This window comes from Psychroserpens burtonensis DSM 12212 (assembly GCF_000425305.1).
In the GTDB taxonomy this organism is placed as follows: Bacteria; Bacteroidota; Bacteroidia; order Flavobacteriales; family Flavobacteriaceae; genus Psychroserpens; species Psychroserpens burtonensis.
This window is the reverse complement of sequence record NZ_AUDE01000041.1, coordinates 1-11920: the sequence shown is the minus strand read 5'-3', so window position 1 is coordinate 11920 and position 11920 is coordinate 1. Positions and strand designations below refer to the sequence as shown.

The window sequence follows — 11920 nt, the reverse complement described above, 5'->3', positions numbered from 1 at the left end:
AACGAAATTCAGGAAAATATCGAACTCGCACAAAACCTAAAATAACTAAAAACCAGAGAGATGGTGTTTGAAAAAACCTTAACTTAATGACATTGGACGAGCGCTCAATGTCATTAAGTTAAGCAATTAAAATATTGATAATCAGTAAATTACACTTGTTTTTTCTCTATAAAAAGCGTATATCTATGTAGTAATCAATGACTTAAATATGAAAAAAAACTGCTAACTTTATCTTCGAAAAGATTAGAACTGAAATTTTTAGTGACGAATTAAAAATTCAGTTTAAAGTTTCAAAAGAGCATTTTACTAGAAACAGAAAACAAAGTTTTCCCTTACTTTTAATATTTATGATGAACTTTCTGAGAAAAAGTCTATTCCTAGAAATCGAAAACTTTACAAGCCTTTTTAAAACTGGTTCTAACTTGAAATTTTCTAAGAGTGCTTTTGTACAAGCAAGAAAGAAAATTAAACCAGAAGTGTTCGATAAACTTTCTCAAATATTATTAAGTGTATTTTATACAAATAATGATGCTGCAATAAAACTATGGAAGGGTTTTAGGTTGTTAGCTGTAGATGGTTCTAGAATTACACTACCCATCACAGATGAGCTCAAAACAATTTATGGCAAGACAAAGAACCAAAGTGATTCAGTTATAGTTCAAGCGAGATGTTCTGTTATTTATGATATAATCTTACCAAAAAAATAATGGTAGGATAACTAATAAAGATTCTGAAATTAATAAAAAAATAAGTGTCTTATATATTTCATTTAACTAAAAAAATGAAATTAATTCATATACCTATCCAATATTTTTTGTATTCAAGAAAAACTATAGTGACCCAATAGCAAAACCTAATTAAGCCATTATAAATAGCACTGAATATTCCAAATTCGCTCTGGTTGGTAATGGTTAAAAACGTTAAGATAGATACCTTATATAATAAATTAAAAAAATGTAAAATCACCAATTGTGGTTCTCTTTTTTCAATTGCAGATAACTTGCTAATCGTATATTGGTTTTTCTTAACTTTTTTTAGGTATTAGAGAAATAATACGAGTACCATCAGTATATAGATTACAAAATTCCTTCCAAATCTTAATAATTCAATATACTAATAATTTTGAATTACATAAATAATCCGCTTGAATCAATCGTTAGTTTGCAAATTATTATTTATAAAGAGTTGATAACATGTTTTTTAATTAAGCGCCAATTTAAAATGCAAAATTTATTATTTTTAGTTCCCTTTTAAAATGCCAGATGAAAAAACAAACTACACTTATTCCTTTATTCAAAACTTTTATAAGAGATACTCAAACAGGTAAACGACTAAAAAAGAATGGTGAAAAAATAAAATCACAAAGTATACAAAACTATATTTATGTATTAAAAAATCTCATTAATTTTGAGATTAAAACCAATGTCATTTTACGAATTTGTGACGTTTCAAAACTAAATAAGCGTGAATATACCAGCGAGAAAAACTATTGGAAAAAGTTTTATAAAAAATTTACAGAGTATTTATATGCTAATGGTTGCCACGATAATTATGTTGGCACAAATATCAAAGTAATCCGAACCTTTTTTAATTACCTAAAAAATGACAGAGATTTTTTTACTGGAGATTTTCAAAGGTTGTTTTATGTAAGATCAGAAGATATAGAAATTCTAGTGTTATCACCAGAACAACTTAAGTTTTTAATTCATGATAATATTTTTGAGGACAGTCTTCCTAATAGTCTTCAGCGCATAAAAGATATATTTGTGTTCGGTTGCACTACAGGTTTACGATTTTCAGATGTATTTTTATTAACCAATAAGAATTTTGAACAACAAGCTGAGGATTGGTATTTAAAGGTAAAATCTAAAAAAACCAAAACTTTTACTTTTATTAAGCTATCAAACTATGCTATTGACATATATAAAAAATACAAATCGAGAAGTAACATACAACCTCTTTTTACAAAGATTTCTCTATTCAATTTTAATAAACACCTTAAAAGACTTGGCATGTTAGCAGAGTTTAATAATCCCATAGAAATCTCAAGAGAAATGAGAGGCAAAACATTACAAAAAGATAAAAATAAGCAGATTTTATTTTACGAAAAAATGAGTTCGCATATGATGCGTCGTACTGCAATAACTACACTCTTAATCTTAGGTATGCCAGAACATTTAGTACGCAAAATGAGCGGACATAGTCACTCTAGTAACTCTTTTAACCGGTATGTGCACTATGCACAATCGTATATGGATAGAGAGATTGACAAAGTACACAACAAATTAGAGCAGTATTAATTTACCCCAAAACACTACTCAATTTAAACATAGGTAAATACATGGCAACTAAAATCACACCTACCAAAACACCAACGATAAGGATAATAAAAGGTTCCATTACCGTTGATAGTAATTTTGAGCGTTGTTGTACCTGAGTATTATATTGGCTATTTAAACGTTCAAAAATGAACTCATTTTGATTCGTTTCTTCAGCAACTTTCACAAGTGCAATCATTTTATCATCAAAAAGTTTGTGTGGTCTTAAACTCTCACTCAAAGACTGCCCTCTTAGAATGTGTTGCTCAACGTCTTCAAGCGCATTTTGTAACGGATAAAAATCAATCATCTGTTTAACCAATTGAATGCTATTAACCACAGGAACTTTTGAAGCTGTTAATAATGACACAGCTTGTGTAAATTGAGACAAATAAACTGTTCTAACAAAATCACCAATAAAAGGTAATTTTAAAATGAAGCTGTCTTTAGCTTTTTTGAACCATCGCTTTTTATTTAAAAATGCTCTTGAGAATAGAAGTCCGAAAAACAAAATCAATGCTATCCATCCATAGCTTTTCATAAATTCAGAAGCACAGATTATAAATTTTGTGATTGCAGGAAGTTCTACTTTTTGTTGCTCAAAAATATCTTGAAACATAGGAACTACATATTGCAACATGAATATAACTACCAACAATGCAGTAGTCAAAATGATGATTGGATATGTAAGTGCGCTAATGAGGTTTCTTCGTTGCTCATTTTTCCTCTCAAAAAAAGCACCTAATTGCTCACAAACTTGTATGAGACTTCCTGTTTCTTCTCCTATTTTAATTGAGTAGTATTCATAATCTGTAAATTCCTTTTGTTTCTTGAGCGCATCAGATAGCGTAGATCCAGAAATGATATCATTAGAAATTATTGCTAGTTTCTCTTTGTGTAATTTCTTTTTAGTTGCACTTTGAATTAAATCTAAAGCATCTTTAAGTGTAATGCCAGCTTTTAAAAGCACACTCAATTCTGTATATAAGTCTTCTTTGATTTTATTAGAAAACGAGCTACCAAAAAGCGTGATCTCCTTTTGCAAAAAAGACGTATCAAAAGAGGATGATTTTTTCTTTATTCCCTTAGATTTCGATATGTTATCTAACTGAAACCCCATTATTGATTCATATATAAAGTTGTGTCATTAGTTTTATAGACGAATAATTTCTGGTTTTGAAACTCCTTCATAGTTTCCAATTTAATAGCATCTATTTGACCATTAATTGATTGTTCACCATCAAAATACATCTGTTTATTTTGCAATTGAATAGAGAATGTATCCTTTTCTTTAACGATAAAATCCTGACGAAATTGATAAACAACAGAATCTAATTCCGATGAAAATTTCATCTCATCTTCTATATCGTCATAAGTAATTTTAGAATAACGGTTGAAGTCTAGCCAAAGTGAAGTTTCCAGTTTATTTAATTCTAAACTTGTATTATAGTTGTTTTGTATTGCAAACATTTGTTTTTGCACTAAAGTCAATACAGAAAAAGCCAAACCCACAACAATACTTGTCAGGATTAATACTATTATCATTTCACTTAAAGTAAATGCATTTAATTTTCTATTCCGTTCCATTTTACTCAATGGTTATCGTTTTATTGATTGAAGAATTAATAGCCTCAAATTCAATTATATTTTTATCGTTTTCCTTGTATTCTAAAATGCTAATTTGCCATTTTCCAAATTCTTTATGATATGGCAATTCCAACTTGTTATTTTTTTGCAAATATTGTAATTCGGTTAAATGCGTGTCTATAGCTTGAGTATTATTCTTTATGGTATTTGAAAATATGTTATTCAAAATCATACTAGCCAGCATGAATATAATAACCACTAAAACTGTTGCGACTAAAGTTTCCATGAGTGTAGATGCCTTTATTTTTTTTAGTACAACCATTTAGCTATTCCTTTTTTTGAATTATTAAATGACAATCCTACATACTCTTTTGGCAAATCATTTGCTATAATCTTACCGTTATAGATGTGGTTTTGGTAAACCGATCCAAATTGTTTTGCAATAAAATTATTAGTATAAACGCTGCCTAAAACTGTTCCATTTAATTCAAAATTTTGATTACAATATACCTCTCCAATAATGGTTGCATTTTCTGCTAACTCTAATTGAACTTCATAATTATTGAGTCTTTCTGGTCCTAAATAAACAACCAAACCTTTTATTTTAGAATTAGAGTTAATTTTTATCTTTCCTATACTTGAGTTGTCACTAATGCCAACGTCATTGGTTTGATTCTTTTCCTTTATAATTAGAGTTGAAGGATAATTAAGTCTTACTCCTTCACCAACCTCTATCTCTTTAGATGCAATAGCTTGAAAACAGGCTTTGACATTATTCTTAATGACAATATCTGGAGCAATGAGTATGATATCTTTTAATACAGCAGACTCATCAACCACGATTTTAGTTTTTGATTGCACAATGATGTTTCCAATTAAACTAATCTCATTTAAGTGAATTTGAGAGTTAGAAAATAAAATTTCCGTAGCATCAAAAAAAGAATTTTTATGAACTTTACCCTCTTCAATATTTAAAAATTGATCTTCATTGAAACCTTTAACCAATCTTTCTATAGCATCAATTTTTGTTATGGTTTCATGAAAAATCTTTGGTAATTTATTTGACCTTCTAATGTTACCGTAAATAAGCTGAGAACCAGAATATTGTTGCTGCGCAATTATTCCTGATTTTACTGCTTGATTAGGTACATAAACGAGACCTTCTATTCTAGTATGACCTGCTACATAAAATGGCTTATCATTATCTTGAACATAAAGCGCAAGTCTTTCATTTCTATTTGATACACCTCCAATTAATGCCGACTTTTCAATGCGGTTATTCTTAATTTTTGAAACAGAAGTAACCCTTTCAAAAACACCCCAAAAATCACGATTCAATTTTAAGCTTTTATAATCCTCATCAGCCAAAGAGACTGTGGTTGTATCATTCAAGGAGATACTATTATCTATGGCATACTGTATTCCCTTATCAGCATTCTTGATTGTTTCTATGATAAAATCGGTTTGAATATCAAAACGCTTGTGAGTATGCACCAATAAAATAAAAGCTGTCAACAAAAGAGCGATCACAACTCCTATAAATAATGTGACTTGTAATGCTCCAGCTTTTAGTTTTAACCACAGCATTATTGACGTTTTATAGTTTGATTTTTGTTTTTATAACGAATTGTTATGTCCTTATCATTTCCATTTATCAAAGTAATACTATCTATAACCTGACCTTTATTAAGTAGATATTGGTTATTATTTATATTAACAACAAATACCATATCTGTGGTGTTTTGTTTTTTAACTAATCCGTTGTAAGAAATTTGTGGTAAGTTGTTGGCTTTATTATTTATAGGCTTCTTTAAAGTTCTTGTAACACTTTTTTTCTTTTTTGTTAATGTGCCTAAAAATGGATCTCTTTCTAAAGTTTGAATAGAAAATGTATCGACTTCTGTATTGGTTTTTGGATTAAATGCTACATCAAAATTCTCTTGTTTTTCTTCGGAAATCGTCGGACTCACACCACTCACAATTTTATAACCAATAGTTCCCCAAATGCCAAGAACAGTAACTAATAGCAAATATGTTTTAGTTCTACTCTTCAACTGAAAAATTTTGAGTTGTATATAAGGTTTGATATTCTGAATTTTCTGCTCTTATTCGCCATTCATAGTTTCCTAGTTCTAATGTTTTTGAAAAATTGGTTGCAGTTATTGTAGAATCTAAAAGAATTTGAGATGCGTTTTCAAACGTTGGTGTTGCTATTTGAAGTCTATATTGTGTAGCATCTTGCAACCCATCCCATGAAAAGGTTATATCTCCTTCAGCTAAAATTGAAGTATTAGTAGGCGCTAAAACAGTGATGGTATTTTGAGAAATATCCTCAACTTCAATGATGTCATCACAACTAAAAAATGATACTAGAATTAAAATTAATATTCTTTTCATCTTAGAGTTTAAAATAGTTAATTTTCTTTTTTGCACGATTTGAAGATCTAAATGAATTATTTGGACATTTATCATTATCCTCAACCAAATCAATGAGTTCTAATTGGTATTTATCATTCTGTTTCCAACAAGGACTTGATGATTGATAAGCGAAAACAACACCTTCATTAAAAAATATCTTTTTTTGGAGACTATTATCTTTATATAGATTTAAACTATATGTTTTCACACCTGAAGTTTCTAAAAAAATCTCTTGAGCATTAGTAATTGCTTCTATATTTAATTTATCTAATGCAATTGCGACACTCGTTATGACATGACTTCTACTATTATCTTTTAAAAACTGGAATGCATCGTCATTGGTTTTGGTTTTTAAACTATTGAGAACCTCTAATCTATCTATAATTTCAATCTTTAGGTATTGAGGTTTCTCATCTAAGGTATCATTGTAACTTATATTAACGGGTTGTGATTGTATGTTTTTAGCTTCACTATAAAGCTTAAATGTTCTCTTATTAAACGCAACTAAACTAGCTGTAACGTTAATTGGATTCTCGTAATTTGGAAGTGCAATAGTATTATAATCACGCTCAGCAATAAAATCTTTGTCAATACCTATAGACCCTATAATTATACTTTGTTTTGTTAAGGTTTGTTGCTCTCCATTTACAGCTATTGTCTTACACTGTATTATGCTTGATAAAACAATTAAGCATATAATACACTTCAGTAATTGACTTGCTTTGAATTTCATGTAAAGACTATATAAGATTAATGTAGAATTTGAGTTTAAAAAGTCTGCTAACAATAGCTCATTACAAGTGTGTTTTAGACTGAAAATTATATCCTAAAATTACTAACTAATCTAATATAGCGTAATATGTGAGCCTTAAAATAGATAATGCTTAACCTTACAGAACGTAAGGTTTTGTGAAGAAGAAACTTTAAAGTTGTTGTGTTTCAATTTTAATAATCAAACTATCGTTTTAAAGTAAAATGACCTCTGTATTGCTTCCCATTTTGCCTGATTAACGTAAACCAATAGTCATTTGTAGGTAATGGATTTCCGTTTAGTGTACCATCCCAACCAAAACTTGTTGGACTAAGTTGTTTTAGTAACTTACCGTACCTGTCATAAATAAAAATAGTATTCTGTGGTTCCTTTTCAGAATTGATTAATTGCCAATAATCATGATATCCATCACTATTAGGTGTGAAAAATTTAGGATAGTAAAGTAAATATACATCGTCTGTAGTTATTCCGCAACCATTTTTATCTCTAACGTAAATAGTGTATTCATCAATATTCAAGTTTGTGAATTCATTGGAGTCTTGATAATTTATGCCATCTAATGAATACTCATAATCACCATCACCAGATACAAAAACAGAAATTACATTATCACTTTGCGTCCAATCTATGGTTTCTATATTAGTTATAACTGCAACATTTGACTGTGCTACTTGTACAGTTTTAGAAGTCTCACAAACAACATCACCATAAACATTAGATACGTTTACAGTGTAAGTACCTTCATCAAATACAGTAATAATTCTTGTCGTTTCTCCTGTTGACCATGTGTAGTAATCATAACCTTCATCTGCAATTAAATCTACCGAATCGCCTTCGCAAATAGGCCACTGATCTTCCATATCTAATACTGGTTGTTCGTTAACTATGATGTCAAAAAAAGTAGTATCAAAACATTCACTATTACTTACATTTTCTACTCTAACAAAAATGGTCTGTGGGTTTTCGGTTGTGGTAAATACTGTTGGTAAAGGATTACTATTAGTATCTGAATCAAGTTGCGTTAAATGATACGTAACACTATTGTCTACATTAGATTGTCCGTTTAAAATCGTCTCGTTTTGAACCGATACATCTACAGACTCAACACCATCATTAGAGGCATCATCACAAATACTTATTTGAGTTGGTTGATTAGCTATCGGTTGATACGAAACACCTATAAAAAATGATGTTACGTCATAGCATAAAGGATTTTCAGTATTTTCGATTCTTATAAAAAGTTCTTCGGAAGGTGAAGTGCTTACATAATTATCTGGTAAAGGATTACTATTTGAGTTGGCATTACTTTCCGAAGTAAAATAAAAAATATTATAATTAGTTTCTATCTGACCGTTTAAGACGCTACTATTATAATTAGTTAAATTAAACACATGCTCACCATCATTAGATATATCATCGCAAATGATATCATCTTCTACCTCATTAGCTATAGGCTGAGCGCTAACGATAAACTCGATAACGGTTTCATCAAAACACAAGGTATTTGATGGATTCTCTATTTTAGCAATAATACTTTGACTGCCAATAACTAAAGGATTAGGCAGAGGACTTGGCAATGCAGTATCATTTTCATCGCTATACGTAATTGTCGCTCCTGTTTGTCCGTTTCTAATGGTATTATCAATAGCACTCGTATCAAATGCAAAGAGACCATCGTTATCATCATCACAAACTGCAAGTTCATTTACAGGATATGCAACAACTCCAGCATCAATGATGATATCAATAGTTGTAGATATTTCACAAGCGCCATTTGGATCTTGAGACGCTGTATTGGTCATCGTTACATTAATGCTTTGAGAACCTGTAATAAATGGGTTTGGTAATGGGTTGGATAACACCACACCATTAGCATCTGTAAAACTTAAAGCAACATTGGTTTGACCTTGTAATAACTGGTCATTTATTGTAGAGGTATCAATAGATTCAACACCATCATTAGCGATGTCACATTGCTCTACTATAATTGGACCATTGCTTATTGGCAAGGGTTCTACATGAAGTGTGATATGATTTCCTAAACCTAAACAATCGTTATTTATGGCACTATCTACTCTAATGTAAATATCTTGTGTAAAAGGACTGTTGACGTTTTCATAATTTGAAGGGTCTGAGATGGCACTACTTTCACTCAAAGCGTCTTGCTCACTTTGATAGTAGGTGATGATGAGCTGTTGGCCAACAGGAAACAGAGCTTCTATGTCTATTGTAACCGAACTAAAATCAAAAAATGTGATTCCGTTGGTGTTGTTGCCATCTAAGTCATTATCACAGGTATAAAAATCTCTAGTAAAGGCGTTTGGTATTTGTGTTGTGGAGACTTGTAAATTAACTTGTGAAGTCCTAAAACACCCTTCGTTGTTTTCTACTCTAGCCCATATTACATCATTACTTACTGTTTGGTTGGTGTAGTTTTCTATAGTAGTAATAGTATTAGCTTCTGTTTCTGCCTCTAGTTGAGTTTCATAAAACGTGACATTTTCATTTGCGCTATTAGCTGTGATCTCTGTAATGACCTCATTTAAATTAAAAGCAGTAAACCCATCTAAATCGTCATCACATTGACTTAAATTTGTAATTGGAGTGACAATTGGTAACTCAAATACAATAATTTGAAAGGTCGTTTCTGCGATACAGTCTTGATTACTAGTATTAACAACTCTAATATAGATAGTCTCCTGAGTATTGGTGTTTTGATAATTCTCTGGTGTTGTTATTTCGTTGGTATAAGCTGCATCATTGTAATAATTAACGCTATATGCTGCATTAGATTGACCGTTTAGTATGGTCGTTTCATTTTCGGTTAAATCAAAACTAATAACGCCATCATTATCAGAACCAACACTCTCATTATCGCAATACGATAGGTCTGGTACATTTTGACTAGGCGATGGTGAGTCAAAAAGAGAGATGTTAAATGTAGTCATGGACTCACAAGACGTGTTTAACGTATTTCTAATACTAGCAATAATAGTTTCAGTAGTATAAGCATTTGCATTTATATAAGCATTTGGGTTACTTATAGCTAAATTATTATCATAGTCATCCATTGAAGCAAAATAGACAATATCAAAAGTTGCATTACTTTGTCCATTTAGTACCTCTATATCTCTAGATGTTAAATCATAAGCATAAAACCCATCATTGTTATCATCACATATAACAATATTATTGGGTTGATTTGCAATTGGTTGCTCGTATATAATGACTTCTTTTGTTTCACTAGAGGTATCTGTACCAACAGTAACTGTAAGCTGCACATCGTAAGTACCAGGACTTGTATATGTATGGGTTGGGTTCTCATCTGTAGATGTAACGGTATCTCCAAAATCCCAAAGCAAACTATCATAAGGTTGTGAAATATTGGCATTGAACTGTGTTACTTCACCAAAACAGACATCTTCAACTTCAAATCCAATCTGAAAAAAAGATTGTACGAATGGTGGTAATCCTAACTCACATTGACGACCACCTAAATCTACTTCTTCATATAAATAGTTACATCCTGTTCCAACAGTATTAGGATTGTCAATGACATCAATAAAAACCTCACCTGGTTTTGAAACATAAAGTTTGCCATTGCTGGCCAATTGTAGAGAGCCATAGAAATTTGCTCCAGTATTTAATTCTAAAATGGAATTTACAATCCCTGAAGGACTTCCTGCGTTTAGATTAAATTGATATACACCAACATCAGGCAGAGACATATACAACACTTTACTATTTGGTGAAAATTCTATACCATAAACTCTAATAAAGTCAGCTGAACCATTATATAAGGTTAAAGGATTAGAAACTATTCCTGTATTAATATCAAAATCAAATAATTGCGCTTCAGCAAGGAATCCAACTCTAGCAACAGCTAATTTTGTACCATCTGGTGATATTTTTATTTGACCTGCTGATCCGCCTGGATCTGTATCTACTACAAAAGTTCCTGCTAGACTAGTAATTGGAACTGGATCTATCCCTAAAGCTGAAATTCTATATGACAAAAACTCACTACTTGACCATTTATGACTAACCAGCCAATATTCATTTGACGTCTCGTTTTTTATGGCAGTTATTTTTTCTGTAGTAGGTGTGAACAGTAATATATTTTTATTAGCATTTATTGCTCCTAAACCACTATCTAATGACATGTCTACCTCAGAGTATTGCAACCCGTCAGGACCTGCTCCATCATCAACTGTGAAAATATAATATAAATTTAAATCGTCTGGTTTTGGTACTACAATAGCAGAGTGTGTACTGGAGCTGCTACCATTTAAATCAGTACCATTAACCATGATATCATGATTTCTATTCCAAACCGTAACGCCATCTGTATAAAATAATAACTCCCCTAATGGATTAGAGATTGTTGCGCAACCTTCAAACGTTACTAATGCTCCATCAAGAAGAGGTACTGGAGCACCACTATTAAAATCTAGACCTGCGTTTTCGCCAAAATACCAGATATTGGCTTCGCCTTGTGCATAGTTTTGCAGAGCCGTTAGTAGGATTACAAAAAAGATAAAACGTTTTAACATACTTATTAATTGAGGCTTAGCAAATATATGTGTTTTATGTTATGGATGCAATGGTGTGTTTTAGAAGTTTTGGTAATGTGTTAATTTAGGTTGGTTTTAGTTGTGTTGGACTTAGGTTTTAATTTTCGTTAGTATTTTTCTGCTTACTCAGTACGTCACTCGTCACAGACGAGCGCTCAATGTCATTAAGTTAAGGTTTTTTCAAACACCATCTCTCTGGTTTTTAGTTATTTTAGGTTTTGTGCGAGTTCGATATTTTCCTGAATTTCGTT

The 11920-nt window shown here is 31.0% G+C and carries 10 protein-coding genes; 2 read left to right on the top strand and 8 right to left on the bottom strand.

Annotated elements, in window-relative coordinates:
* Window positions 1-422 precede the first annotated feature (422 nt).
* On the top strand, window positions 423-707 hold the full coding sequence (locus H593_RS0114825; RefSeq protein ID WP_147232144.1) for a hypothetical protein: 285 nt from the start codon (window positions 423-425) through the stop codon (window positions 705-707).
* Between the two features lie 555 nt (window positions 708-1262).
* Window positions 1263-2300, top strand: coding sequence for a tyrosine-type recombinase/integrase (locus H593_RS0114820; RefSeq protein WP_028873154.1), 1038 nt, complete (start codon window positions 1263-1265; stop codon window positions 2298-2300).
* A gap of 1 nt (window position 2301) precedes the next feature.
* Here the strand turns inward: H593_RS0114820 and H593_RS0114815 are convergent, their stop codons facing one another.
* From H593_RS0114815 to H593_RS0114780, 8 genes are all read right to left on the bottom strand, one after another.
* Window positions 2302-3438, bottom strand: coding sequence for a type II secretion system F family protein (locus H593_RS0114815; RefSeq protein WP_028873153.1), 1137 nt, complete (start codon window positions 3436-3438; stop codon window positions 2302-2304).
* On the bottom strand, window positions 3438-3905 hold the full coding sequence (locus H593_RS0114810) for a PulJ/GspJ family protein (RefSeq protein WP_037052560.1): 468 nt from the start codon (window positions 3903-3905) through the stop codon (window positions 3438-3440). The genes H593_RS0114815 and H593_RS0114810 overlap by 1 nt, the downstream gene beginning before the upstream one ends.
* Window position 3906: 1 nt before the next feature.
* Window positions 3907-4227: a PulJ/GspJ family protein gene (locus H593_RS0114805; protein WP_028873151.1), complete on the bottom strand. Its 321-nt coding sequence runs from the start codon at window positions 4225-4227 to the stop codon at window positions 3907-3909.
* On the bottom strand, window positions 4215-5492 hold the full coding sequence (locus tag H593_RS0114800; protein WP_028873150.1) for a hypothetical protein: 1278 nt from the start codon (window positions 5490-5492) through the stop codon (window positions 4215-4217). Before H593_RS0114800 ends, H593_RS0114805 begins: the two co-directional genes overlap by 13 nt.
* Window positions 5492-5959, bottom strand: coding sequence for a hypothetical protein (locus H593_RS0114795; RefSeq protein ID WP_157588880.1), 468 nt, complete (start codon window positions 5957-5959; stop codon window positions 5492-5494). Before H593_RS0114795 ends, H593_RS0114800 begins: the two co-directional genes overlap by 1 nt.
* Complete coding sequence (locus H593_RS0114790; protein ID WP_157588878.1) at window positions 5949-6302, bottom strand: hypothetical protein; 354 nt, start codon at window positions 6300-6302, stop codon at window positions 5949-5951. The genes H593_RS0114795 and H593_RS0114790 overlap by 11 nt, the downstream gene beginning before the upstream one ends.
* A 1-nt stretch (window position 6303) precedes the next feature.
* Window positions 6304-7056, bottom strand: coding sequence for a hypothetical protein (locus tag H593_RS0114785; RefSeq protein ID WP_028873147.1), 753 nt, complete (start codon window positions 7054-7056; stop codon window positions 6304-6306).
* 224 nt (window positions 7057-7280) lie between these two features.
* Window positions 7281-11648, bottom strand: a complete 4368-nt coding sequence (locus H593_RS0114780; RefSeq protein ID WP_028873146.1) for a T9SS type B sorting domain-containing protein — start codon at window positions 11646-11648, stop codon at window positions 7281-7283.
* Window positions 11649-11920 lie beyond the last annotated feature (272 nt).

Coding starts and splice junctions, on each gene's coding strand:
- H593_RS0114820 (WP_028873154.1), top strand. CDS start 1,263: ATGAAAAAACAAACTACACTTATTCCTTTATTCAAAACTTTTATAAGA.
- H593_RS0114815 (WP_028873153.1), bottom strand. CDS start 3,438: ATGGGGTTTCAGTTAGATAACATATCGAAATCTAAGGGAATAAAGAAA.
- H593_RS0114810 (WP_037052560.1), bottom strand. CDS start 3,905: ATGGAACGGAATAGAAAATTAAATGCATTTACTTTAAGTGAAATGATA.
- H593_RS0114805 (WP_028873151.1), bottom strand. CDS start 4,227: ATGGTTGTACTAAAAAAAATAAAGGCATCTACACTCATGGAAACTTTA.
- H593_RS0114800 (WP_028873150.1), bottom strand. CDS start 5,492: ATGCTGTGGTTAAAACTAAAAGCTGGAGCATTACAAGTCACATTATTT.
- H593_RS0114790 (WP_157588878.1), bottom strand. CDS start 6,302: ATGAAAAGAATATTAATTTTAATTCTAGTATCATTTTTTAGTTGTGAT.
- H593_RS0114785 (WP_028873147.1), bottom strand. CDS start 7,056: ATGAAATTCAAAGCAAGTCAATTACTGAAGTGTATTATATGCTTAATT.
- H593_RS0114780 (WP_028873146.1), bottom strand. CDS start 11,648: ATGTTAAAACGTTTTATCTTTTTTGTAATCCTACTAACGGCTCTGCAA.